Annotated in this window: 22 protein-coding genes and 3 tRNA genes; 14 read left to right on the top strand and 11 right to left on the bottom strand. The window is 32.7% G+C overall.

Annotated elements, in window-relative coordinates; translation table 11 throughout:
- The first annotated feature begins 30 nt into the window (after positions 1-30).
- The 12 genes from MR053_RS07700 (at position 31) to MR053_RS07755 (ending at position 9,651) form a co-directional block, all read left to right on the top strand.
- A complete protein-coding gene (locus MR053_RS07700; RefSeq protein WP_242131888.1) occupies positions 31-876 on the top strand; it encodes a universal stress protein in 846 nt (281 codons plus the stop codon).
- Between the two features lie 9 nt (positions 877-885).
- The gene (locus MR053_RS07705) at positions 886-1,272 is read left to right on the top strand and encodes a hypothetical protein (RefSeq protein WP_242131889.1); all 387 of its coding nucleotides are present in this window, start codon (positions 886-888) and stop codon (positions 1,270-1,272) included.
- Between the two features lie 806 nt (positions 1,273-2,078).
- Positions 2,079-2,921, top strand: a complete 843-nt coding sequence (locus tag MR053_RS07710; protein ID WP_242131890.1) for a universal stress protein — start codon at positions 2,079-2,081, stop codon at positions 2,919-2,921.
- Between the two features lie 18 nt (positions 2,922-2,939).
- Positions 2,940-3,770 carry a universal stress protein gene (locus tag MR053_RS07715; protein ID WP_242131891.1) on the top strand — a complete coding sequence of 277 codons (831 nt, stop codon included), beginning with the start codon at positions 2,940-2,942 and terminating at the stop codon, positions 3,768-3,770.
- Between the two features lie 61 nt (positions 3,771-3,831).
- A complete protein-coding gene (locus tag MR053_RS07720) occupies positions 3,832-4,686 on the top strand; it encodes a universal stress protein (protein ID WP_223550332.1) in 855 nt (284 codons plus the stop codon).
- A 24-nt stretch (positions 4,687-4,710) separates the two neighbouring features.
- Positions 4,711-5,115 (top strand): hypothetical protein, encoded by a 405-nt coding sequence (locus MR053_RS07725; RefSeq protein WP_223550330.1) that lies wholly within the window; start codon positions 4,711-4,713, stop codon positions 5,113-5,115.
- Positions 5,116-5,147: 32 nt separating this feature from the next.
- A complete protein-coding gene (locus tag MR053_RS07730) occupies positions 5,148-5,990 on the top strand; it encodes a restriction endonuclease (RefSeq protein ID WP_242131892.1) in 843 nt (280 codons plus the stop codon).
- Between the two features lie 5 nt (positions 5,991-5,995).
- Positions 5,996-7,369: an MBL fold metallo-hydrolase RNA specificity domain-containing protein gene (locus tag MR053_RS07735; protein WP_242131893.1), complete on the top strand. Its 1,374-nt coding sequence runs from the start codon at positions 5,996-5,998 to the stop codon at positions 7,367-7,369.
- A 19-nt stretch (positions 7,370-7,388) separates the two neighbouring features.
- Positions 7,389-7,805, top strand: coding sequence for a hypothetical protein (locus MR053_RS07740; protein WP_242131894.1), 417 nt, complete (start codon positions 7,389-7,391; stop codon positions 7,803-7,805).
- Positions 7,806-7,926: 121 nt separating this feature from the next.
- Positions 7,927-8,454 carry an Hsp20/alpha crystallin family protein gene (locus MR053_RS07745; protein WP_242131895.1) on the top strand — a complete coding sequence of 176 codons (528 nt, stop codon included), beginning with the start codon at positions 7,927-7,929 and terminating at the stop codon, positions 8,452-8,454.
- Between the two features lie 71 nt (positions 8,455-8,525).
- Positions 8,526-8,969, top strand: coding sequence for a hypothetical protein (locus tag MR053_RS07750; RefSeq protein ID WP_242131896.1), 444 nt, complete (start codon positions 8,526-8,528; stop codon positions 8,967-8,969).
- A 13-nt stretch (positions 8,970-8,982) separates the two neighbouring features.
- Positions 8,983-9,651 carry a hypothetical protein gene (locus MR053_RS07755; RefSeq protein ID WP_242131897.1) on the top strand — a complete coding sequence of 223 codons (669 nt, stop codon included), beginning with the start codon at positions 8,983-8,985 and terminating at the stop codon, positions 9,649-9,651.
- Between the two features lie 59 nt (positions 9,652-9,710).
- On the opposite strand, the gene MR053_RS07760 is transcribed toward MR053_RS07755, so the two are convergent.
- The 9 genes from MR053_RS07760 to MR053_RS07800 form a co-directional block, all read right to left on the bottom strand.
- Positions 9,711-11,495: a prolipoprotein diacylglyceryl transferase family protein gene (locus tag MR053_RS07760; RefSeq protein WP_242131898.1), complete on the bottom strand. Its 1,785-nt coding sequence runs from the start codon at positions 11,493-11,495 to the stop codon at positions 9,711-9,713.
- A gap of 197 nt (positions 11,496-11,692) precedes the next feature.
- Positions 11,693-12,118 carry a hypothetical protein gene (locus tag MR053_RS07765; protein ID WP_242131899.1) on the bottom strand — a complete coding sequence of 142 codons (426 nt, stop codon included), beginning with the start codon at positions 12,116-12,118 and terminating at the stop codon, positions 11,693-11,695.
- A gap of 11 nt (positions 12,119-12,129) precedes the next feature.
- Positions 12,130-12,489, bottom strand: a complete 360-nt coding sequence (locus MR053_RS07770) for a hypothetical protein (protein WP_242131900.1) — start codon at positions 12,487-12,489, stop codon at positions 12,130-12,132.
- 194 nt (positions 12,490-12,683) lie between these two features.
- Entirely contained in the window at positions 12,684-13,889 is a 1,206-nt protein-coding gene (locus MR053_RS07775; RefSeq protein WP_242131901.1) for a radical SAM/SPASM domain-containing protein, read from the bottom strand.
- An 8-nt stretch (positions 13,890-13,897) separates the two neighbouring features.
- Entirely contained in the window at positions 13,898-15,586 is a 1,689-nt protein-coding gene (locus MR053_RS07780; protein ID WP_242131902.1) for a hypothetical protein, read from the bottom strand.
- A gap of 880 nt (positions 15,587-16,466) precedes the next feature.
- Positions 16,467-16,540, bottom strand: a tRNA-Arg gene (locus tag MR053_RS07785).
- Between the two features lie 139 nt (positions 16,541-16,679).
- Positions 16,680-16,754 (bottom strand) — tRNA-Pro (locus tag MR053_RS07790).
- A gap of 93 nt (positions 16,755-16,847) precedes the next feature.
- A tRNA-Ser gene (locus tag MR053_RS07795) sits at positions 16,848-16,931 on the bottom strand.
- Positions 16,932-17,046: 115 nt separating this feature from the next.
- Positions 17,047-19,095 (bottom strand): HD family phosphohydrolase, encoded by a 2,049-nt coding sequence (locus MR053_RS07800; protein WP_242131903.1) that lies wholly within the window; start codon positions 19,093-19,095, stop codon positions 17,047-17,049.
- 188 nt (positions 19,096-19,283) lie between these two features.
- On the opposite strand from MR053_RS07800, the gene MR053_RS07805 reads away from it, so the two are divergent.
- Together MR053_RS07805 and MR053_RS07810 are read left to right on the top strand one after the other, a co-directional pair.
- The gene (locus MR053_RS07805; protein WP_242131904.1) at positions 19,284-20,462 is read left to right on the top strand and encodes an acetyl-CoA C-acyltransferase; all 1,179 of its coding nucleotides are present in this window, start codon (positions 19,284-19,286) and stop codon (positions 20,460-20,462) included.
- 6 nt (positions 20,463-20,468) lie between these two features.
- Positions 20,469-21,218 (top strand): C40 family peptidase, encoded by a 750-nt coding sequence (locus MR053_RS07810; RefSeq protein ID WP_242131905.1) that lies wholly within the window; start codon positions 20,469-20,471, stop codon positions 21,216-21,218.
- Between the two features lie 70 nt (positions 21,219-21,288).
- Here MR053_RS07810 and MR053_RS07815 read toward each other — a convergent pair whose 3' ends face one another.
- A complete protein-coding gene (locus tag MR053_RS07815) occupies positions 21,289-22,536 on the bottom strand; it encodes a tetratricopeptide repeat protein (protein ID WP_242131906.1) in 1,248 nt (415 codons plus the stop codon).
- 21 nt (positions 22,537-22,557) lie between these two features.
- Entirely contained in the window at positions 22,558-25,095 is a 2,538-nt protein-coding gene (gene gyrA, locus MR053_RS07820; protein ID WP_242131907.1) for a DNA gyrase subunit A, read from the bottom strand.
- Positions 25,096-25,219 lie beyond the last annotated feature (124 nt).

Raw genomic sequence — 25,219 nt, forward strand, 5'->3', positions numbered from 1 at the left:
TTAACTTAGTGACCATAAAGATGCTTTTAGATGAAAAACATACTACTACCCACCGATTTTTCTGAAAATTCGTGGAACGCCATACAATATGCTATTCATTTTTTTAGTAAGGAGCCTTGTCATTTTTATTTACTACATATAAACAGGATAAGTGATAATTTAATGAATGGCACCCCTTATCTTGCTACAGAAGATGTACTTGAATATGTCTATACAAAACCCTCTATAGAAAAATTACGTCAGGTCCTTAAACGCATATCTATACTATTCCCTTCTAATAAAAACCATAGATTCTATGCCCTAGCTGATTACAATTTTTTTATAGAATCTATACGAAAGCATGTTAAGGAAAAAAATATTGACATCATTGTCATAGGCACAAAAGGAGCTTCTGGATTAAAAAAAATTATTATTGGAAGTAATACGGGCGATGTTATTACAAAAGTAAAATGTACCACGCTAGTTGTTCCAGAAAAAGCCCAGTTTACTAATCTAAAAGAAATTACCTTTCCAACCGATTTTTCCTTGAATTATGATATTAGAATATTACAGCCCCTATTAGATCTTTTGGAGAACAACAAAGCTTCTTTGCGTATTCTCCATGTAAGCAAAAATAAAACCACCCTAAATAATGACCAAACTAGGAATCGTGAGTTATTAGACGATTATTTTATAAACATAGATTCCAGTTTTCACTATTTAACCAATAGATCCCTTCAAGATGCTATACAGTGCTTTGTTGAAAGTAGAAATTCAAACTTGATTTGCATGGTAGCTAAAAACCTTAATTATTTTCAACAACTATTGTTTCATTCAAAAGCTGAGGCACTAAGCTATCATATGAAAACACCTTTTTTGGTATTACACGAATCTTAATAAACTATTATGGAACGCTCTATTTTTTTAGCTAAATTTTGGGGTTGGTACCTCATTATCTTCTTTGTGATATTAAGCTTTAATCCTAAACGCATTAAACAAATTTTCACAGATTTAAAAGATGAAAAATTTTTAATTATTTCGTCATTTGTTTCAATAATTGTTGGATTGTTAAATGTGTTGTTCCATAATATTTGGGAAGCAAACTGGAAACTTATTATCACACTTATTGGATGGGCATCCCTTTATATGGGATTATCATTGTTTATATTTCCCAAAAGAACCGTAGCTGCCCTAGAATATATCAATATAAAACTCGTACAGGTGATTTATACCTTGTTGTTTTTTTTAGGGCTGTTTTTATTAACTGCTGCATATAACATCATTTCTATTTAGTATTTTTAAAACTGATATATATCATTTTGCAGCAAAATAAAGTGAAGTATATTAGCATAATACTTAAAAAGTTCATTTACATAATTACTAGGATTTAGGTACTATTGTTACATTACAATAATACCAAAACAAAGTAGCTAATGCTATTTTTTAACGGGAAAACCCAAATACAAGGTCTTTAGAAATAAAGATTATGTTAAAGACAACCGAACGTTAGATTATGTCATTAAATGCTTTGGGGAAACAGGAGGTTACGATCTCCTGTTTCTTATAAAAAAAAGCAGGCTTAAATATTACTCAATATTAAGTACTGCCTAGAAATACTTGGCGATATTAATTACCTGAATATTTGATACCCTTTATGGTTAGTATAATGGTTAGAAAAAGATTGTTAGTAAAATCAAGTATTTCAAAAAGGAAACAGGAAGCCTAAACTTCCTGTTTCTTATTTAAAAAAATGAGCTATTAATCATTTCACATACTCAATATGGTGAAAAAGAAAAGGGAATTAATTATAGAATTCCCTTTTTTGCTTTTTTATATTAATTTTTTCGTTTAGAACTACAAATCCAGGCCTTACATTCCCAACTTTAACATATGTGTCCTGCTATTGGGCATTGATAAATCTGATATATATCATTGAATCAACTGAGTATAGTATTTAACTTTAATGATACTATGTTACTACTGTTTTTTTATGAATATATATGGAACACAATCATGTCCATACAAAAATTAAGGTATAATGTCTTGAAAATTTTATAATTAAAACTTTAGGTACAAAAAAAATTAAAAAGCTTAAACGAATGAAAAATATACTGGTTCCCACCGATTTTTCTAAAAACTCATGGAACGCTATTACCTATGTATTACAGCTTTTTAAGCATGAGGATAGTAGGTTCTACTTGCTAAACACATATACTCCTACGGTTTACCATATAGAATATGTGTTAAGGGAATCTGCACAATTTGGAATGTACAATGTGGTTAGGGAAAATGCTCTAAACGAATTAAACTATTTTAAAACCCGTATAGAAAAAGAATTTAACAACCCGAAACATACTATTGAGACCATAGCTGCTTTTAACTCACTTGTACCAGAGATTAAAACCATTGTGGAAGATAAACACATAGATTATGTTGTTATGGGTACCAAGGGCGCAACAGGTGCGAAAGAAATTTTATTTGGCTCTAATACGGTGCATGTCTTAACAGATGTAAACTGCCCTGTACTAGCCATACCAAATAACTTTGAATTTGAACCACTACATGAGGTTTTATTCACAACAGATTACGGTATAAGTTATAAACCTTATCAAATTAAACCGATTATTGACATTATTTCACTTACTAATGCTAGGGTTAACATTCTACATCTTACTTATGGTTATGATTTATCTGAATTTCAAAAGAGGAACAAAAAAATACTTGACGGTCATTTCAAAAAAATAACCCATTTATTTCATAATGTTAGTAACCAAACCGTAGAAGAGGGAATTACAAATTTTCAATTAAAAACAAGAATAAATTTATTGGTTATGCTCAAAAATAAACGTTCGTTTTTTGAAAACTTGTTCTTTAAAAATACAATAAACCAAATCGGTTTCCACTTAAATGTGCCCTTTTTGGTAATTCCAACGTTACCTTAAAACAATAAAAGAGAACCCATGAAACAAAGCATATTAATACCCACCGATTTTTCAGATAATGCTTGGAACGCCATTGTTTATGCTTTAAAATTATTCAAGGATAAGCTTTGTACTTTTTATTTTTTACATGCTACAACCATTAAAGTATCAACACTTTCCAACCTTTCAAATAAACTGCTAAAAAAAATGGAGCAAGAGGCCATGGATGAATTATTGGAATTAAAAACTTTGGCTGAAAGCGCTGATGCTAATGCAAACCATGATTTTCAAATTATCCTAAGCCTAGACGATTTGAGAGCAGCGGTTAAAAAAGTGGTTAAAGAGCAAGATATAGATTTGGTTATTATGGGAACTAAAGGTGCTACCGGTGCCAAAGAATTCTTTATTGGAAGCAATACAGTCCACATGGCAAAAGAATTGAAAGATTGTCCTATTTTAATAATCCCACAAGATTATGATTTTATTGAACCCAAACAAATTGCTTTTCCAACGGATTTCAACCGATTTTTTAGTAATAAGGAATTAAAACACTTAAAGGAACTAGCAGATTTATATGATTCTAAAATTAGAATTATGCACATTAGCATAGAAGATCAACTAAACGATGTACAAGAATACAACTTAATAACACTTAAAGATTTTTTGGATAATTATGATTATTCTATTCATTGGATTCCAAAGTATACCAATAAAGCAACAGAAATAGATGATTTTATTGAAGAACTAGGCATTCATATTCTGGCTATGGTAAATTATAAACACAGCATAGTTGAAAAATTAATAAATGAACCTGTAATTAAAAAATTAGGGTTTCATGCTAAAGTTCCTTTTATGGTAATACCAGAATAAGTTGATATCGATCATTGCCCAAAGACCTTTTTAAGGTTAAATTTATATAAGTTCTTAAATCATGAAATACAAAATATTACTGCCTACAGATTTTTCCAAAAATGCATGGTATGCTATTACTTATGCTTTGGAACTGTACAAAAAGGATTTCTGTGATTTTTATATTTTAAATGTATTCTCTGCAACAAACCATGTAATCGATAGCTTACTGAACATGGAACCTGGTAATGAATTGTATGAATCCGCTAAATTAGAATCAGAAAATGGTCTTGCTAAAGTATTAGATATGCTGGCCTTTAAAGATTATAACAACCAAAGGCATCACTTTAAGACTATTTCTAAGTTCAATAATGTAGTTGAAGCTATAAAAAATACTGTTGAAGAGAAAGATATAGAACTAATAGTCATGGGGACTAAAGGCAAAACAGATTCTAAAAAAAGAATATTTGGCAATGTAGCTGTAAATGTCATGGAAAATGTTAGGAACTGTCCCGTCCTTGTTGTTCCAGAAGGAGCAAAACACCATTTACCAAAGGAAATCGTTTTTCCTACAAGCTATAAAACGCATTTTAAAAAAAGAGAACTTAACCATTTAATAAATTTAGCTAAAAAATGCGATGCAGCCATTAGGATATTGCACGTTGCTACAGAAAAGAGACTAACTAACAAACAGATTAACAACAAGACTCTTTTAGAAGAATATTTTAAAGAACTTCCCCATACCTACCACACGCTTAGCCATGTGGATATTCCAACCGCTGTAAACTGCTTTGTTGAGAGTAGGGCCAGTGATATGGTGGCATTTATAAATAAAAAACATAGTTTTTTTAGAAACGCATTAAGTCATCCATTAGTAAAAGAAATGGGATACAATTCTAAGGTACCCCTTTTAATCATGCATGATTTAAGGAACTGAGATCAAATATTAAAATTTAAACTCATGAAAACAGGTGTCTGGTTAGATAAAACAAGAGCAATTATAGTAACTCTGTATAATGGAAAAGTGAGTTTAAATACATTACTTTCCAATGTAGAACATTTTCATGTACATGGGGGGTCCGGTACACGATTTAAAGGAGGTCCACAAGATGTAGTACAAGACAGCAAATATTTGGAACGTGAAAAACATCAAATAAAAAAATACTTTAATGCCATTATTGCAGAAATTAACGATGCAGATACCGTTGTTTTATTTGGTCCTGCAGAAATGGGCGAAAAACTTCATAAAGAAATAACACTAAACCATCCTCGCCTTAAGCCTAAGGTTAAACCTGTTGTAAAAGCCGATAGCATGACCAAAAATCAAGTTAAAGCTTGGGTTAAGGCTTTTTTTAGTGATAAATAAAGCTTTGCTTAATAATTACAAAGCAATAGTAAATGGAAAACAATACATTCAATATTATTAAATCTTCGGGTGAAAAAGCAAAATTTTCATTAAAAAAGCTCAAGGCATCCTTAATCCGTACCGGGGCAGACAAACATACCGTTAACCAAATTATTGATAACGTAAGGGATGAACTGTACCAGGGCATTTCCACAAAAGAAATCTATAACAGAGCTTTTGCTCTGTTAAAAAAGGAGCAAAGTTTTTTGGCTTCTAGGTATAAGCTTAAAAAAGCCATCTACGAACTTGGACCAACAGGCTTTCCTTTTGAACGTTTCATTGGTGCCATTTTAAAATATTCGGGGTACAACATTGAGATTAATACCATACTTCATGGACAATGTATTACCCACGAAATAGATATTTTGGCCAATAAAAATGGAGAAACTTCTGTAATAGAATGTAAATTTCATAGTGAAGAAGGTCTTAACTGCAATGTAAAAATCCCGCTTTATATACATTCCCGATATAACGATGTAAAGGCGTTTTGGAATTCAAATCCAAAGAACGGTTCTAAACTTACAAAGGGTTGGGTAGTAACTAATACACGCTTTACAGAAGATGCTATACAATATGGAAAGTGTGCTAACTTATATCTATTAAGTTGGAACTATCCTAAAAGCAACGGCTTAAAAGAACGCATAGACCGCTTGGGCTTATATCCCATAACCGTGTCTACTCTGCTTTCTAACCAAGAAAAGCAATTTTTATTAAGCAGGGATGTTGTGCTATGTAGAGAATTAATTGGTGATGCTTTTTATTTAGATCATTTGGGCATTTCAGAAATAAGAAAAAGCAAAATTTTAAATGAAATACAAATGCTTTGCAATAATTAGATCCTATGGACAATTATGTGAACATACATTTTTTGGGTGGTGCCAGTGTTGTTACGGGTTCTAAATTTCTATTAGAAACTTCAGAAAAAAACATACTAATAGATTGCGGTGTGTTTCAAGGTTTAAAGAACCTAAGGGAACTTAACTGGAGTTTTTTACCCGTAAGCGCTAAAGTAATTGATGTTGTATTGCTTACCCATGGTCATTTAGACCATGTGGGGTATTTGCCCAGACTTGTAAAACATGGTTTTAATGGAAAAATTATAGGTACAGCTCCAACATTAGCTATTTCTGAAATCATTTTGAGGGATAGTGCCAAGATCCATGAGGAAGAAGCCGAGAAAGCCAATAAAGATAAATACACTAAACACCAACCAGCATTGCCTTTTTACAACTTGGTTGATGCCGAAAAAGCCATTTCTCATTTTCAGGCAGAAGTAACAGACAAATGGATAAGTCTATCGAAACACATAGCTTATCGTTTTCAATATAACGGACACATATTGGGAGCTACCTTTATTGAGTTGGATATTAATGGCAAACGATTTGTCTTTTCAGGAGATGTTGGCAGATTTAATGACTATTTATTACATGCACCAAAAAAACCAGAATGGGCAGATATTCTCTTTATTGAAAGTACTTATGGTAACAAGCTACATGACACTGAGAATATAGAAGATATACTTTCTAATTTAATCAAGGACACCATTAATAAAAAGGGAAATTTAATTATTCCAAGTTTTGCTGTAGAACGTTTACAAACCCTTATGTATTTAATTTGGAAACTGTATCAAAAAAACAAAATACCAAATATTCCCGTGTTTATCGATAGTCCAATGGGAAATCGTGTTTTAGAGCTATTTAAACACTTTCCAGAATGGCATAAACTAACCCATAGTGACTATAACAATATGTGCCAACATATAACGATAATAACATCCTATAAAGAAACTTGGAAAACTATTGATGATAAGCGTTCCAAAATAATCATAGCTGGTAGCGGCATGGTAACAGGAGGCCGTGTACTTACCTATCTACAACAACTTATAGATATACCCTCCACCACCATTTTATTAGTGGGTTATCAAGCAGAAGGCACAAGAGGCAGGCAATTAAAGGATGGCGTACATGAAATACGTTTTTTTGGAAAATATTATCCAGTAAAAGCACAGGTTAGAAGTATAGAAAGTCTTTCTGCTCATGCCGATCAAGGTGATTTATTAAATTGGATGACCAACATTAAAAATATTCCAGAAAAAATATTTTTAATTCATGGTGAACTCAACGCCTTGGATGCTTTTAGACTTAAAATAAAAGACACATATAACTGGAACGTAACCATACCTAAACTAGGTGATGTAGAAAAAATAATACTATAGATTTAAATATTTAAATAAAATGAAAACACAAGAAACCTATAAAAGTTTTAATAGCAACAAATCTATTGAGGAGTTACAATACAATATATCCTCTACTATAAGTATATTGGAAAATTTAAGTTTAGAGTTGGAATTTTATGAACATTTATTGGACAAACCCATTTATAAAAAACATGCCATAAATCTATATGAAAGGCTTACTAACTATAAAAATGAAATTAAAGGCATAAATACAAAGCGGGTTAACTTATTAAATGAGCTTTATTCCCATACAAATCATATTAAAATTAAAATAGAATGTGAAGACCTAGCTTGCGACAACTATTTTGTAAAAGAACATGAAGACATCGAATTAAAAATTTTCGGCTTTTACAATGCGTTATCCAATTTTAAATTTAAATTATTTCAATATCTGGAAAGCGTACTTGTTAACTAAAACAAGTATGAAAAACCACATTTAACAAATTACTTAGACTGATATATATCATTGTAGAAACTCTTTTTTGTAAATACATTATGGTCACGAAATTATAAGTGTAACCTAAAACAATACTATCATGACTACATTAATGAAACGTAAAAAAAACAAAAGGTTATCCCCTTTTGACGACAGGTTATTTACTCCATGGAGCAACAATTTGTTAAGACCCTGGAGTAATAGATTGTTCCCCTCTAATTTTGATAATTTAAATAGCTTAATGAGGTTTGATGATATTTTTAAAGACGATTTCTTTGAAGACGACAGTCTTTTACCAGCTATGAACATAAGAGAACACGAAAAAGATTTTGAAATCGAATTTGCAGCCCCTGGGTTTAACAAAAAAGATTTTGAAGTTACTATTGAAGAAGATGTCCTTCACGTTCTTGGTGAAAAAGAAGTTGAAGAAGAAGAAAGAGAAGATGATTATGCCCGAAAAGAGTTTAATTACAAATCCTTTAAAAGATCTATGATGTTGCCTCAATCTGTGGATTTAGATCAAGATGTAAAAGCAACATATAAAAATGGTATCTTAAAAGTTAAATTACTTAAAAAAGAAGAAGCCATTGTAAAAGAGCCTCCTAAAAAAATTATTGAAGTTGATTAATCACCATTAAACAGAAAGCAATATCTAAAACATATTGCTTTCTGCTTTTTTAAATTTAAAATCAATTAAAGATGAAAACCAAAGTACCCAAAATAAAATATAAAGCCTGGTTAAGTCCAGAAACAATGCATAATAATTCAAAAAAATGGCTGTCTGAATTAGCGTTCATTCAAGACGAGCAATTATTCTTTGATGATTTGATAAAATCATATACACTCCAGCTGATCGATTCAAAACATTTTACAGAAAGTAAAAAAATTATAGATAGATTAAGTCAACTTCAAAAAGAAAACAATACTCTATTCAACACGCTAAAAAATCATAAAAGAGGACTTAAAATTATGGTTGATGGCAAAGACGAGCTTGAAAAAGAACAGGCCTACAGAGACAAGCATGCAAAACTTATAATAGTTGTAAGCAAGTATTTAGAAAAATATCAAACCATAAAAAAGCAATTATTTACGTTAGTAAAAGGCATTATTAAGGAAGGAAAACAAAAACGTTTGCTTAATTAGGCATATTAAAATAATGACATTTTTAAAGCAAATAGGCTTATGTTTTTTGATAACAAGTTGTTCTAATGTTGAACTTGTTGACTATTGGAAAAATCCGGATATAGACAGTTATAGTCCAACTAAAGTTTTATTGGTTGGCATAACCTCAAATATTGAAGCCAGACAGAAATTTGAAGGACAATTAAAAGAAGAATACGAATCTAGGGGCATTGAAGCTGTAATGAGTTTGGAGTTTTTAAAATCATCTTTTACAACCGAAAAAAAAACAGAAGATGAACTAATAGCTCTAGAAACCAATCTCATTGAAAATGGATTTAATACCATTTTACTAACAAAAGTAATAGGTGTTGAAGACAAGATTGAATACAAAAAAAATTATGACGGCTTCGATAGTACTTACGTAAAGTTTAAAGAAGACTATTTAAAATACCAAGATGCCTTTTATAATCCAGATTATTATAAAGAATATACCATTTACCACACAGAAACTTCTATGTACTGCATTTGCCCAACTAATAGCAGGGAACTTATTTGGAAAGGCTATATAGATATTACAGATCCTAACTTGGTGAATGAAATTATAAACGATTATGTGAGATTGGTAGTTGTTGTTTTAGAAGAACTTCAACTTATAAACCCAGTTTCGCTTCAACCTATATCAAATTTAGAGGCTATAAAATAAAAGTAATTCTTCTACCAAATTTACAAACAACACTAATAAAACATTTAAATGATTATAGATTATTTGGTTTTATGTCCAAATCTGTAATTCAATGAAAATACAAGTTTACCAGAAGCATCATAATCAAGATAATCAAAACTATTATCCTTAAAAACATACATTAAATTTATTCCAAATTGATCCGTAATTAAGGCTTCAGCAGATACATAATCGGTTTCAAGATTCCATATACGACCATACCTAAAGCTATAGTCATGACCAAGTCCCAAAGAACTTCCAATACTTGATCTTGAGTATAAAGTAGGATATGCCGAAGGCATCATAAACCCATAATTAAAATCTACATCCAAATATTTCCTTGGACCTACGCTAACATAAAATTCTGGAATTATGTTATAATCCTTTTTAGCGTCTTCTATATTATTTTCATTTAACTCTTCAAATTTATTAATCCGTAGCTTACCAAGTTGGAGTCCAAAACCTAATCCAATCCATTCCCCATCGATTTTATAAAAAGGATTGGCAGCAAATATAAATTCTGATTGTTTAGTATTTGTTTCTAAATTTGTACTTTTTAAATTTCCGCCTGATAGGTTTATACCATAAGTGTAGGTTCTGTTATATTTTTCGGTTACTTGTGAGTAACCTAAACCAATCATTTGATAAACCTGTTTGTAGTATTCATAATCATAAGAGGTGCCACATTCCCCCTCTCGTGGATTAAATGCAATTTCATTAGCAAAATCACCAAAAGAAGCGCCAAAATCTATTCGCTTGTATTGTTTTATTTCTGGCATTTGATTAGGAATGGTCTGAGCAAATATGTAGAATGGTGCAAGCAATAAAACACTGGTAAGCACACGATAGCGCTTTAATTTCGTGTCAGAATATAGATAATAAAGGGATAATAAAATAGCAGGAATAAATTTTATCCAAACAACCAAAAGTTCGTAGGAAGAAAAAAGCGCCCTAAATGTATATAGTATTAACGATATACAGATAATATAAATAAAATCAACATGTATGTAGGGTGAGTTTTGCAGTCCTTTAATAAACTCTTTTTGTGTACGGGTTTCATAAATCCATAAAAGAAGACCTGTTAAAATTGCATAACCCAACATACTCCATTGATAAGATCTTAATCCCCAATAATATATAGAACTAAACTGTGATCCATTGGGATCTCTTAAAAATTCAATTCCAAATCGCATCATAAAAAATAAAAATAGCCCAAATAGAAGAGCGCTTGCATTCTTTTTAAATAGTTTATGTGTTTTCCATACGATATATCCAATACTAAATAATAGCAGACTTTCGTATAATTGAACAGGGTGTACTGACAAAGAAAGAAGTGCCTCATTTTCTATAAGACCCGAATACCATTGATTAAAATGTGCATGTGTACCTTTAGGATAGTGTACGGCCCAAAACCCTTTAAAAGGCAGACCGTAGCAACAACCATTAACTAAACAGCCAAATTTTATAATACCCAAGGCAAAAGGTCCTATCCAAGCATATAAGTCCAACATAGGGCGGTTAAATCCAAAAACACGTTGGGAAATTACTAATCCAACAAGTCCAAATAATAAACCTCCTATTGCAGATCTATTATTAAATACAAGCGACTTTGTACTAATAGCACTAAGCCAATCCTGTATGGGGATGGTGAATAGTCTAGATCCTATAACCGTAAAAAGGGAAATCGTAGTTAGCATTAGTAACACCGACCGTAAATGATAGCCGCGTTTTATACTTTTATAGATAACAACAAGAAATATAAACGTAAAAGCTAACAGATAAAACAACTTAAAATAAACGTTGGGGTTATCAATTGAAATAATCATGATTCATTAGTTTTTTATTAGTATACTGAAGGTTCATCTATGTAAGATTAACTTATTTAAACTCTACTCTCATTAGATATACACCTAATACAAATCCCTCTAAAGGCTAGGTGATATCATAGCATTACAACTTATAAACTATTATATTCACAGGTCTTTAAGTTCTAGTTGAGCCTTAAAAAATAATACTTAAAGCCTTATGTTATAGGAAAAGTCCCACTAATGGAAAAAAGTATAATACCTATTGCTGCTGCTATAACTACTACTGTACCTAAAACTGGAACAATTATTGATTTTGTTATTGATTTTGTCTTATTTTGTGTTTTAACAAATTCTACTCGCTCTTTATTAATTAAATCTCTAGTATAATTTATTTCAAAGATTTTATCCTTCTTGTTTACACAGTAATAATTGTTTTGCTCTTTAACTACTTTAAAACACTCTTGCGTATTACCATCTTTATAAAATATCTTGGACTTAGAGAAGTTTTTTTTCTCTTTAGTTGCTTCGACAGCTTGATCAAGATTGACGGGGGTTTTATTATACACAACACAACTTTGTAATAAAATTAATGTTGATAGCATTATTGATATCATTTTGAGTGATGAAGTGAATGTTTTCATGATTGTCAATTTTATCTTATTCTAACCCAATAATACTCTGCATCTGGATACCTGTAAACCATTTCATCTTCTTTCGTAAAGTCAATATCAATGATTTCGGTTATACCAAAACACACCATCTTATAGGTACCATTATTCATCTTTTCCCAAGTACCATCCACATAACTAGTTTCTCTTTCAAAAAATGCTAATAATGTACCATTTTCTAGAAATTGAACTTGATTTTTAAGATCATAAGGATCACACTCTAAAATACACTTGTCTTCCAGGTTTACATCTTTGTATTTTCCCCAGGTACCAATTATTATGTCTGTATCCTTTGTTATGCTATCTATTGTTTCATCATCTTTACTACAAGATGAAATGCACATTCCCATTGTTAATAATAATAAAATGACTTTTTTCATGACTGTAAGTTTTTAAATTTGTAGTATAAATTTAAATGACACTTAGTCATTGGATATCCTAAATATTACATGAAGGAAAAAACCGGACATATTTTATAAGTAATAAATGTATTTGTATCAATACAGATTCACAATGAGGGATATCAGTTTAGAAGCGTTTATCCATGTTCAACACAACCCTGATTTACAAGCTGTTCTAATCTAGAATTAAGATCATTTTCTAAAACTTTTCCATACGATCTATGGCAAAAAGGACATGGATTAATAGTCCCAGTTGTATCAATATAAATTGATTTTTTTCCAGCTAACATGCACCCTTTTCTACGTTGATGGTAACCTGGATAAATGATAATTGGGTAATCTAAATATCTTGATGTAAAATTGTATTCTAGAAAGAATTGCTCTAATGCAGCAATTTGGTTTTTTGTTAATAAAACATCTTTATTTTGATAATGCCCAACCGGTTTTGGTTCTAAAAATTGTACAAACATGACTCCCAAGTCCTTTGCTAGTTCCATATAATTATTAAGATTGGATTCGGTTGAAAACTCCTTGGTAATACAAATGGACAAGGCAACGATCAACTCGGCATTTATTGCATGTTTAACCGCAAGCTTAACCCAGTTAAAAGCGCTCTTATGATTTCTAAATTGATTATGTTTTAATGGATCATAATGATCAAGACTAATAATAACACCTCTAATTCCAGAAGCTTTAAGTTCTTTCGCTTTAGCTTCACTAAATGAAAAACCAGAGGTGGTTATCCAGAATTCTGAACTTGTCTTTGAGGACTTTACCGCGTCACATATATTTTTAAATTCCAGCATAGGTTCTCCCCCAAGAAATTGAATATGACTTACACCCTTTGTTTGCAGTTTTTTAATAATACCAGACAAATTATTAATACTTGACTGTGCTTTCCCGTTTAATTTATTCCAATTATAACAATGTTCACATCGCAAAGGGCACTTATCCGTAACAGCTATGAAGACCATATCAAACCTGTTTGAAGGTCTTTTAATTGGCTTATAATCATTTAAATGAGATAATATAAACTGGTCGAATTCTTTAGAAAACCAAGATGAAGTATAAATACCCATATAATACTTGCCTTTGACCTTAGCAAGTTTTTTAATTTTTGGTGTTCCTAGAATATTTTTTCGTAACACAATTAGGTATTTTAGTGCATTAATCCAATCATTTGGAATAGGATAGCTTCTAATTATTAATCTAAGGATTCTTAAACGCATTGCAAATCGGATTACAAATAACCAAAAACCAGAAATAAATATTCCATTCAGAGATTTAACCTCTTGAACATTTTCTTTTATTAAGTCAATATTAGAACGTTCTGCTTTGAACATAGTATCGTTCATTTGTTTAATACAACAAATTCTTCATCAGTTATTCCCATTAATACATAATATTCGGATTTTGAAAAATCAGGAAATTTTCCTTTTCTTTTAAACATTCTTAATGCTTCCAGATTTGGTTCACCTTCATATTCCCGAACATAATTATAATACCCTCTATTTTTCAAGAAAATTGAATGTGTATCATTATCACTTGCATTTTCTAGATTAAAATTAACTATAACTTCATCCCCAACCTCTGGTTGTGCTAAGTAAATATTATCTTCAGAAGTGATTAATTTAGTCACTAAATTGTTATTATGATCTATTGCCTCATATGGCGAAATATGATTTACACTTAGTGGTAGGTTTTCTGAATAATCAATACCTACATAATCCACTTCCCAGAACATAAATCCGGTTTCCAGTTTAACTCTTAATCTATCTTGAGTAATTAAATTTATGTCGATAGGAACAACTAGATCTCTAAAGGCTAATGGCCCAACTGTATTGATTTCATCAATGAGTTGCCATCCGTTTGACGTTTCAACAAATACTGACAGTGGAATATATTGTTCACGAATCCACTTTTCACTTTGCTCTTTGGTTTTAGTTTGTTGCTGAACTTGAAATTCTTGGTAATAGGATCCGAATTGTTCATTAAATTTTCCAAAAATATAATCTAACCACATTGAATTTTTTGCTGTAAGATACAGCTTAGCATCTGCAGGATCTTCGGGCGCATCAAACTCAATTATGATGTGACGCTTGTTATCATCCCATTCCGTAGTATTATTAAAGGCATAAAAATTATTATCTTTTTCAAATACTGTTTCCTTATCTAGTTCAAGGTCGTCTATAAGTACATGGATTGGTTGAATAAGATTGGTAAACGTGTACATGTTTCCTTGGTCATCTAACAGAACCTGAATATCGCTAGGATGATCTACTACAATTAGTTCTAAAAGGTCTGTATACTGGATCTCCTTTAACTCATTTGTTACTTTAATAGAATAGTCATTATTGGAATCATCATACTTTCCTAGAGGAATATAATCATCTCTTTGCATATTTTCGGTTAAAACGCCTGGATATAGTTCTCCGATGAATTGATAGGTGTCACCACTTTTTACATATACAAATGGGCAAGAACTTTTGGTTAATAATAAGATTAGATAAATAGTACCAATAAAACTATAAGCTCCCAACATGACAACTGCAAGTTCAGTTCCCGAATCTCTTTTGTTCAAGGATATCGAGTGAATATCCTCAAACGGAATACTTACTTCTTTACCAACTTCAAGTGTAATATTGGTTTTCAGTTTTATATGAAATTCATTGGTAGGATTTTGTTTGTTTTTATTAAAGCGATTTGAATTTTTTTTCCTTGGTTTTTTATATTCATGTGAAGGACTTAAATTCTCCATTGTACCATACAACATATTATTTTCTTGATCAATTTTTATATTGTTCAAATGAAAAAGATTCTCACCTGATTGAATAATGGTATAATGTCCAAAACTTTTAAAAGTGGCAATGCGTTCATTAATTTCTTCTTGTGAAGTAGTAAGGTCTGTTATTTTATAATAGCAGCTAGTGGAAAGATTAATAACAGACAATGCAAGTGCTACAGACAGAAATGAATTGATGGGGTGATGCTTTTTGAACATCTTTAAAGGATTAAACCCCAAAGTAGTTTTAATTTTCATGATGTCAAAGATTAATTAATCGAATAAATTATTAAACCTTTAACTCCTACACAATGATCTATATCATATCCTTAATGTTTTTAAATATATAATGTATTTGTATTATCTTCTTGCTGAATTATTAGGTGATACTTGTTCTAAATTTGCATTAACCAATATTTAACATACCGTGTGAAATTCTTTAGATAAAATTTTCTTGAAGTAAAAAAGCCTCTCCAAAAAGGAAATGCTTCTCACGAATCTATTTATAAACTGATATTTGTCATTCCACAGAATATTTTGTTCTTATAAACTTATAGATTATACATTATTGCTATTAAGACAATTGAGATTATTCCCTTATTCTGCCATATTAAACTATAAATTAAAATCAACCATTATGAAAAAATCTGTAAGATTTAGATCTTCTGGTGTCCAGCATGGTTTTTAGAGTTGCCATAATTACAAGTATTATGGTGAAAGTGTGCGCTGTATTGTGAACGTTTGGCGTGATAAAACAGCCAAATTATCTGCTTCTCTGGGATTTTAGAAATCACTATAAATAAAAATAACCTGATGAATATCAACAGGTTATTGAGTGATCGCGACAGAAATATTTTTGAACAATCCATCAAAGCTTTATCGCACAAGAATAAAGCTTGAGTGCTGCACACTCATGTTTTTTTTATTTCCCAAACCTTAGCATTAAGGATTCACCACTGTCGTGGTGTTCCTGAAACGCTCCGTGTTGAAAATAGTACAAACAAAATCCGTGGGAATCCAATGGTATCCAGGATTCACCACTGACGTGGTGTTCCTACAACGCTCCGCGTTGAAAATAGTACAAACAAAAAAACGCTCAAGCGAGTTTGGCGTTTTTTCTTATTGTACTATTTATTCGTGATCGCGACAGGATTCGAACCTGTGACCGTCTGCTTAGAAGGCAGATGCTCTATCCAGCTGAGCTACGCGACCATTATGCGGGGTAGTAGGATTAATTTAATTGATCCTAGAAAGGTTTGTTGCAAATTAAAGCTATGCATTAATTTAAAATAAAACCCTTATACTCTTTTAAGAAAGTAAACGTTCTACAAGAGCTCCACGCTTTTATTTGTCGGGGTGGCAGGATTCGAACCTGCGACCTCCTGCTCCCAAAGCAGGCGCGATGACCGGGCTACGCTACACCCCGGAATGAGCGTATACAAAATGTCCTGTAAACATTTTAGCGAAAGGGCCAGCTGGAGGGCTGACTCACAAATCACATAGCTCAAACCTTAAATTGCGGAGAGACGGGGACTCGAACCCCGGCAACACTTTCGCGTTGACAGATTAGCAATCTGCTGCATTACCACTCTGCCACCTCTCCTAAATATTATATTAAGAACCTATGCTGTACGACAATTTACTTTTGTCATTCAAGCGGGTGCAAATGTAATTTATATGTACATAGAACGCAACTATTTTTTTTATTTTTTAAATATTTATTCTGGGTACTCTATTCGCAGATGATAAATGTTTGACAACTTGTGCTTGAGCACTTTTTTTATTGATTCTATTTCCTTAAAAGTGATATTGGCATTTAAGAATTGTTCTTCTTCTATTTGTTTATTGATGATACTTTCTACAAAGGCATCAATTTTAGTAGAGGTAGGTTCTTTTAAGCTTTTTGAAGCAGCTTCAACACTATCACACATCATTAGAATGGCCGTTTCTTTACTAAAAGGTTTCGGACCGGGGTAGCTATAGTCCAACTTATCAACTATAATGTCCTTTAATTCCTTCTCCTTTCTATAAAAATAATAAACCATACTAGTACCATGATGGGTTCTAATAAAATCGACAACCCGATCTGGAAGTTTATTTTTTCGAGCTATTTCAATACCATTAATAACATGTTCAATAATAATTTTTGCACTTTCTTTTGAAGATAACTCGTCATGTGGGTTAATGCCTGTCGATTGATTTTCGGTAAAATAGGTGGGATTAGTCATTTTACCTATATCATGGTACAAAGCTCCAACTCGAATCAACATGGCATTTGCACCAACTTCATTGGCGCAAGATTCTGCTAAGTTTGCTACATTTAAAGAATGGTGAAAAGTACCGGGCGCTTTGTTCGATAATTCTTTTAACAATTTTGTGTTTGTATCCGATAGTTCTAACAAAGAAACATCAGATACTAAACCAAATAGCTTTTCATAAGCATAAATTAATGGTTGTACAAACAAGGTTGCCAGACCACACAAAACAAACCACATGAAGGTTTCCAGTTTTATCGTTTCAATAGTGCCTTCATGGATAACAAAAAAAGCAAAGTAGGCTACTATGTATATTAATGTGATTTGTCCCACCGAAATGAATAGGTTTGCCCTTTTATAAAGTTCGGAAACCGTAAGTATGGTCACAATACCGGCAATAATTTGAAGAAACATATACTCATAGCTATTGGGTACTATAAACCCAAGCAGCAACACTGTAATTACATGCGCAAATAAACCCAAGCGTGCATCAAAAAAAGCTTTAAACACCAGTGGCAATATACAAATAGGGACAACATAGATGTACTTTGAGTTGTAGTTAACCACCAAAGTGGTTAAGAAAATTATAAGGAAAATGTTGAAGAAAATAAATGTTACCTTGGTGTTGTCCTCAAAAACAACATACCTGTACTTCCTTAAAAATAACAATAGCATCAGCAGAGCCAAAGCGACCAATAAGGTATAGGCAAACAATATCCAATTGTAATTGGATTCATTCCACACCTGAGACTCATATTCAGATTTTAGTGAATTTAAAAGCTGGAATTTTTCACCTTCTACTATTTCCCCCTTAGAAATGATTAAAGTTCCCTTTTCTACACTTCCTCTTGTAAAAGATATGTTCTTGAATTCGTCCTCTAAAGCTTTATCTGTAAAGGATTTGTTGTACGATAGGTTGGATTCTATAATATCGAAAAACAAAGAAACAAAACCATTATTATATTTATTAAGATTGTTTATTAAACTACTCTCTATTATTTTCGATATTGCATCTGGTTTAACAAGGTTTGAAAAAAAGGTCTTCTCTTTTATGGTCCTACCTCTCAATATTACCACCGTTCTTTCGTCTGGATAGTCATAAGCTTCATCCAAAACACCATACTTATATAATTTATTTAAGGTTTCAACTCCTATACCATGTAATAGATTACGTTCAGTTTTGGGGATAGAATCGGGAAAAATTTTGTTGAACTCTGTTTCAAATTTATCTTTAACCTTATCAACTATAAGACTATCTAGGTTAAAATACAATACAGATTCATCTAAAATCGATTCTTTTTCTATTTTGATTTCCTCATCACTTTTTGTGATGGCAAAATCAAAAGGGGCATATAAATTTTCAGACTGCCAAGGTTTACCCTTCTCAAAATTATACTTAAACTTTCCACTTTTAGGAAATAAATAAACTATTAAAAATGTGGTACATATAAATAATAGTCCCTTGTAAATAAGAGAGTGGTTTCTGTAAAGTTTGTTTATAATGTCCTTCATTTGTATACTTTTACTTCTTTCAATTTTTAAGTAATTCCCACCTACAATATTAAGGTAAATTAAAAGAACTCAAGTTTTTCAAAAGTAATAAAATATAAGTGTCAATAGATTTTTTATAATGGTCAATCCTTTAATTTAATCTTAAAAAAATCATTATTTTCGCAAGTACTTAACTAAACAGTGATTTAATGAGTAGAGATGTTGTGATCGTTTCGGCTTCCCGAACACCAATAGGTAGCTTTCTAGGTGCCTTATCTACTGTTCCTGCACCTCATTTAGGTGCAACAGCCATAAAAGGAGCTTTAAACAAAATAAACCTTAAAGCCGAATTGATAGATGAGGTTATTATGGGACAAGTTGTACAAGCAGGTTCTGGCCAAGCTCCTGCAAGACAAGCTGCAATTATGGCAGGCATCCCCAATACTGTACCTTGCACGACAATAAATAAGGTTTGTGCTTCTGGAATGAAAGCCGTTATGCAGGCAGCACAAGCTATTGCTCTTGGTGATGCTAATATTGTTATTGCTGGTGGAATGGAAAACATGAGTTTAATTCCACATTATTTACATGCCCGAAATGGTAATAAATTTGGCCCAATATCAGTTATAGATGGTATGCAGAGAGATGGCTTGGTAGATGCTTACGACCAAAATGCTATGGGAGTTTGTGCTGATGCCTGTGCTGAAGAATACAATTTTTCAAGAGAAGACCAAGATGCCTATGCCATTCAATCATACAAACGATCAGCAGAAGCTTGGCTATCTGGTAAATTCAACGATGAAGTTGTTCCAGTTGAAGTGCCTCAGCGTCGAGGTGAGCCTATACTTGTTACCGAAGATGAAGAATATAAAAATGTTAAGCTTGATAAAATACCACAATTAAGACCTGCTTTCACAAAAGAAGGTACAGTTACCGCCGCTAATGCTTCAACAATAAATGATGGTGCTGGAGCTATGGTATTAATGCGTAAAACTAAAGCTGATGAATTAGGATTAAAACCTCTGGCTATTATTAGAGGTTATGCTGATGCAGCACAGGAACCTAAATGGTTTACAACGGCTCCAGCTAAAGCTTTACCAAAAGCCTTAGATAAAGCAGGTATAGCAATTGACGATGTTGATTATTTCGAGTTTAACGAAGCTTTTTCAGTTGTTGGATTAGCCAATATGAAAATTTTAGGACTTAAAGACACAAATGTTAACGTTAATGGAGGTGCTGTTTCATTAGGCCATCCCCTTGGATGTTCAGGAGTAAGAATCTTGATTACTTTACTTAATGTTTTAAAACAAAACAATGCTAAAATTGGAGCTGCAGCTATCTGTAATGGTGGTGGTGGAGCTTCTGCAATTATTATAGAACGTAATTAATTATTAATGCAATACGGAATTTGTAATTTAAGCATTGTTCCTCTTAGGATAGAAGCATCAGATAAAAGCGAACTTACTTCTCAAATACTTTATGGTGAGTTTTTTAAGGTCATTGAAGCCAGAAAATCGTGGAGCAAAATCCGATTGGACTTTGATGGTTATGAAGGTTGGATAGACAATAAGCAGTTTTTTGAAATTGAAAAGGACCTATACAATGCATTAAAAAAGGAAAAACCTAAGCTTTCTGGAGATTTAGTAGAATTTATTCAGGATAAAAACCATCAGCTCCATCCAGTTTTAATGGGTTCTACATTAAACAGCCTAAAAGTTTTGAATCATCGTTTTGACGGCAACACTATTCAAGGAAAAATAACAAAAGCCAATCTTATTAAAACTGCTTTTTTATACTTGAACACACCCTATTTATGGGGCGGAAAAACCCCATTTGGAATTGATTGTTCTGGATTCACACAAATGGTGTACAAACTTAATGGCTACAAATTATTACGTGATGCCTCACAGCAGGCTACACAAGGAGAAGCACTAAGTTTTATTGAAGAAAGTGAGCCTGGAGATTTAGCCTTTTTTGATAACAACGAAGGACAGATAATACATGTTGGTATTATTATGGAAGACAACTATATTATACATGCCCATGGCAAGGTAAGGGTTGACCGATTGGATCATACAGGCATATATAATGTAGACAAAGGGAAACACACCCATAAACTAAGAGTCATTAAAAAAATTGTATAAAAAAATCGTCCGGTACTTCAAGAACCTGAGTGACCGGACGGTTTTTATATTTTTTGAATAAATAATTTTTTTATTGCCCTTCTAAAGTCTCAACTTTAGCTTTCATTACCTTATAATTAGCCGTATCTCCTGTAACACTATAAATATTCATAAGTGTTTTGGCTGCATTGACATTCTTTTCATCAATCTCTAATGCTTTTACTAAATATGGTATGGCATCCTTGTACAACTGTTGACGCTCTTCTTTGAGTTCTTCATATCGCTTATCATCTTCTTTGGATGTTCCCAAACCATTCATTTCTTCAATAAGGGGCTCTTCACGACTTAATACCAATGCTGCCATATTAATATAGGCATTTACATAGTTAGGGTCTAACTCAATAGCCTTTTTATAGTATTTCTTCGCATTTTCCTTATCATCAGATTCAGATGCAATAACACCTAAGTTATACTGTAATTCCGGGTTTGTAGGATCCATTTTAGTAGCCACCTCTAAAATCTCTCTAAACTTATCCTTATTACCCATTTTATAATGCACATTGGCTTCACTAAGAATTAAATTAATATCATCTGGACTTTCTGCCCTAGCATCCTTCATAGCTTCAAGTGCCTTTTCATTATTGCCTTGACTAACATAAATAAGGGCTACGTTTTTTACAATCTCGGCTTTCTTGGAATCTGTCTTGCGAACACCTGGGTCAACATGACTTCCGCTTTTAACATAAATATCCCGAGTTGTTTTGTCCATGACTTCCTCCTCACCAGATTCCTTATTGGTAGCATAGTATTCGGTAGCGATACCAGTATACCCCAATCTTTTTAATTCTTCGTATAATCCTAAAGCTCTATCATATTCTTGAACATTAACAGCAGTTGCTGCTGCATAATACAAGAATAACGTATCCTTTTCAGAGGTTCTGTAAGCATGCTCAAAATGCTTTGAAGCAGTTAAAAAATCTTTTGCTTCGTAAGCTTCATTTCCTTTTGTCAATATATTATTGGTCATTTGTCGTTTAACCTCAGCTATTTCTGAAGCGTAAGCACCTTCAACCATATTAAAACTTTCAATAGCCTTGTCAATATCCTGACTAGAACCATTACCTCCCGCATACAAAGCTTGCCCCATTAAAAAATAGTACTTTGCCTTACTTTTTTCATCCATGGCAGACATCAAGGCTTCTGCTTGACTTAAGGCTGCCTTTGCTTCGGCATAGTTAGTTCCCTTAATAGCTCTTTCTGCAGTTTTCAACTCTTTCTTTTGGGCAAAAGAAAAGACACCTATTGAAAATGCTAAAGCTATAATAATTTGATTTTTCATTTTTAAATAATATTTAGGTTTTTAATTTTCTAAATTGTTTTCGTTATTGATATTATCAAGAGTTGTGCCACCTTCTTGATCACCTTTGTTTTCAATAGATTCGGTATCTTCTACTTCATCTTCATCATGCATTACTTTAGCAACAGCTGCAATAGAATCACCATTTCTAAGGTTTATTAACTTAACACCTTGTGTGGCCCTACCCATTACTCTTAAATCTTCGACTGCCATACGAATAGCTATTCCAGATTTATTAATAATCATAAGGTCGTCTGCATCCGTTACATTTTTTATAGCCACTAAATTACCTGTTTTTTCTGTAATAGAAATGGTTTTCACGCCTTTTCCTCCACGATTGGTAATTCTATAGTCTTCTAAGTAAGATCGTTTACCGTATCCGTTTTCAGAAACAACCAATATATTACTCTCCATATCATCTACAGCTATCATTCCTACTACCTCGTCATTATCGTTGGCTAAAGTAATGCCTCGTACTCCCGAAGCATTACGCCCCATAGGTCTTGTTTTAGCCTCTTCAAAACGAATGGCCTTACCCGATTTAAGAGCTAACATTACCTGACTGTTCCCTGTGGTTAACTTAGCCTCAAGTAGTTCATCATCTTCTCTTATGGTAATGGCATTGATACCATTGGTACGCGGACGCGAATATTGCTCTAAAGACGTTTTTTTAACTTGTCCATTCTTGGTGGCCATAATTACATAATGGCTGTTTATGTAATCTTCATCCTTAAGGTCTTGGGTGCAAATAAACGCCATAACCTTATCGTCCTGCTCTATATTTATGAGATTTTGAATGGCACGTCCCTTAGATGTTTTGCTACCTTCAGGAATCTCATAAACACGCATCCAAAAACATTTTCCTTTCTGAGTAAAGAACAACATATATTGGTGGTTGGTTCCTACAAACAAATGCTCCAAAAAGTCTTCATTACGCGTTGTGGAGGCTTTTTGCCCAACCCCTCCTCTATTTTGTGTCTTGTATTCTGTAAGCGATGTGCGCTTTATATAACCCGCATGTGAAATGGTAATCACCACTTTTTCATCTGGAATCATATCTTCAATACTTAAATCACCACCTGCATATTCGATATTAGAACGACGCTCATCACCATACTTTTCCTTCACCTGAAGTAATTCTTCCTTAATGATATCCATGCGACGCTCCTTTTTGTCCAAGATATCCTTTAAGTCTTCAATGGTTTTTAACAATTCATCATATTCTGAACGAAGCTTATCTTGCTCTAAACCTGTAAGCTGACGCAACCTCATCTCAACAATTGCTTTAGCTTGAATTTCTGATAATTTAAAACGTTCCATTAACTTTTCACGAGCTTCATCTGCATTAGATGATGCACGTATTAAAGCAATAACTTCATCTATATTATCTGATGCAATAATTAATCCCTCTAAAATATGAGCACGCTCTTCTGCTTTACGCAACTCATAAGTGGTACGTCTCACAACCACCTCATGCCTGTGCTCAACAAAGTAGTGGATTAAGTCCTTTAAATTAAGTAATTGAGGACGCCCATCTACCAAGGCGATATTGTTAACACTGAACGATGATTGCAAAGCAGTATATTTATAGAGCTTATTAAGCACAATGTTTGGTATGGCATCTCGCTTTAATACATAAACAATGCGCATCCCATTTCTGTCCGATTCATCACGAATGGTAGAAATGCCTTCCAGTTTCTTTTCGTTCACCAAATCAGCAGTCTTCTTAATCATATCTGCCTTATTGATCTGATATGGGATTTCAGTTACTACAATACATTCCCTACCGTTAACTTCTTCAACATTGGCCTTTCCACGAATTACAATTCGTCCCCGTCCGGTTTGAAATGCCTCTTTTACACCATCGTACCCATAAATGGTTCCACCTGTTGGGAAGTCGGGAGCTTTAACATATTTTATGAGCTCATCAACCTCAATAGCACTATTCTCTATAAATGCGACAGTACCATCCACAACTTCAGAAAGGTTATGAGGAGGCATATTGGTAGCCATCCCAACCGCAATACCAGATGCACCGTTTACGAGCAATCCAGGGATACGTGTTGGTAAAACAGTAGGCTCTTGTAAGGTATCATCAAAGTTTAATTTATGGTCTACAGTCTCTTTATCAATATCTGCCAACATATCCTCAGATATCTTTCGCATACGCGCTTCTGTATAACGCATTGCCGCCGGACTATCACCATCAATAGATCCAAAGTTACCTTGGCCATCAACCAACATATAACGCAAACTCCACTCTTGAGCCATTCGCACCATAGCGTCGTAAACCGAGGTGTCGCCATGGGGGTGATATTTACCTAAAACTTCTCCAACTATTCTTGCGGATTTCTTGTGTGCTGAATTTGCTCTAACACCTAATTCGTACATACCATATAATACACGTCTGTGAACGGGTTTTAACCCATCTCTAACATCTGGTAATGCACGTGACACAATGACCGACATTGAGTAATCAATGTACGCCGATTTCATTTCATCCTCAATGTTAATAGGGATCAATTTTTCTCCTTCTGTCATATATTATTAAATTAAAATTTTATTATTTTTCAAAACATGCTAATATAAGTATTTCATTAGTTAGGACAGGACTTTATGGTGCTTTTTTTAGTGATTTTTATTAACAATTTTATTGGTTTTTTTA

It is taken from the genome of Aestuariivivens marinum, assembly GCF_022662175.1.
Taxonomy (GTDB): Bacteria; Bacteroidota; Bacteroidia; order Flavobacteriales; family Flavobacteriaceae; genus Aestuariivivens; species Aestuariivivens marinum.

Excerpts from the sequence above, each read along its gene's own strand:
- MR053_RS07805 (WP_242131904.1), top strand. The coding sequence starts at position 19,284 with ATGAGTAGAGATGTTGTGATCGTTTCGGCTTCCCGAACACCAATAGGT.
- MR053_RS07775 (WP_242131901.1), bottom strand. The coding sequence starts at position 13,889 with ATGTTCAAAGCAGAACGTTCTAATATTGACTTAATAAAAGAAAATGTT.
- MR053_RS07765 (WP_242131899.1), bottom strand. The coding sequence starts at position 12,118 with ATGAAAACATTCACTTCATCACTCAAAATGATATCAATAATGCTATCA.
- MR053_RS07760 (WP_242131898.1), bottom strand. The coding sequence starts at position 11,495 with ATGATTATTTCAATTGATAACCCCAACGTTTATTTTAAGTTGTTTTAT.
- MR053_RS07815 (WP_242131906.1), bottom strand. The coding sequence starts at position 22,536 with ATGAAAAATCAAATTATTATAGCTTTAGCATTTTCAATAGGTGTCTTT.
- gyrA (WP_242131907.1), bottom strand. The coding sequence starts at position 25,095 with ATGACAGAAGGAGAAAAATTGATCCCTATTAACATTGAGGATGAAATG.
- MR053_RS07715 (WP_242131891.1), top strand. The coding sequence starts at position 2,940 with ATGAAACAAAGCATATTAATACCCACCGATTTTTCAGATAATGCTTGG.
- MR053_RS07755 (WP_242131897.1), top strand. The coding sequence starts at position 8,983 with ATGACATTTTTAAAGCAAATAGGCTTATGTTTTTTGATAACAAGTTGT.
- MR053_RS07745 (WP_242131895.1), top strand. The coding sequence starts at position 7,927 with ATGACTACATTAATGAAACGTAAAAAAAACAAAAGGTTATCCCCTTTT.
- MR053_RS07720 (WP_223550332.1), top strand. The coding sequence starts at position 3,832 with ATGAAATACAAAATATTACTGCCTACAGATTTTTCCAAAAATGCATGG.
- MR053_RS07710 (WP_242131890.1), top strand. The coding sequence starts at position 2,079 with ATGAAAAATATACTGGTTCCCACCGATTTTTCTAAAAACTCATGGAAC.
- MR053_RS07770 (WP_242131900.1), bottom strand. The coding sequence starts at position 12,489 with ATGTGCATTTCATCTTGTAGTAAAGATGATGAAACAATAGATAGCATA.
- MR053_RS07750 (WP_242131896.1), top strand. The coding sequence starts at position 8,526 with ATGAAAACCAAAGTACCCAAAATAAAATATAAAGCCTGGTTAAGTCCA.
- MR053_RS07700 (WP_242131888.1), top strand. The coding sequence starts at position 31 with ATGAAAAACATACTACTACCCACCGATTTTTCTGAAAATTCGTGGAAC.
- MR053_RS07735 (WP_242131893.1), top strand. The coding sequence starts at position 5,996 with ATGGACAATTATGTGAACATACATTTTTTGGGTGGTGCCAGTGTTGTT.
- MR053_RS07780 (WP_242131902.1), bottom strand. The coding sequence starts at position 15,586 with ATGAAAATTAAAACTACTTTGGGGTTTAATCCTTTAAAGATGTTCAAA.
- MR053_RS07705 (WP_242131889.1), top strand. The coding sequence starts at position 886 with ATGGAACGCTCTATTTTTTTAGCTAAATTTTGGGGTTGGTACCTCATT.
- MR053_RS07725 (WP_223550330.1), top strand. The coding sequence starts at position 4,711 with ATGAAAACAGGTGTCTGGTTAGATAAAACAAGAGCAATTATAGTAACT.
- MR053_RS07740 (WP_242131894.1), top strand. The coding sequence starts at position 7,389 with ATGAAAACACAAGAAACCTATAAAAGTTTTAATAGCAACAAATCTATT.
- MR053_RS07730 (WP_242131892.1), top strand. The coding sequence starts at position 5,148 with ATGGAAAACAATACATTCAATATTATTAAATCTTCGGGTGAAAAAGCA.
- MR053_RS07810 (WP_242131905.1), top strand. The coding sequence starts at position 20,469 with ATGCAATACGGAATTTGTAATTTAAGCATTGTTCCTCTTAGGATAGAA.
- MR053_RS07800 (WP_242131903.1), bottom strand. The coding sequence starts at position 19,095 with ATGAAGGACATTATAAACAAACTTTACAGAAACCACTCTCTTATTTAC.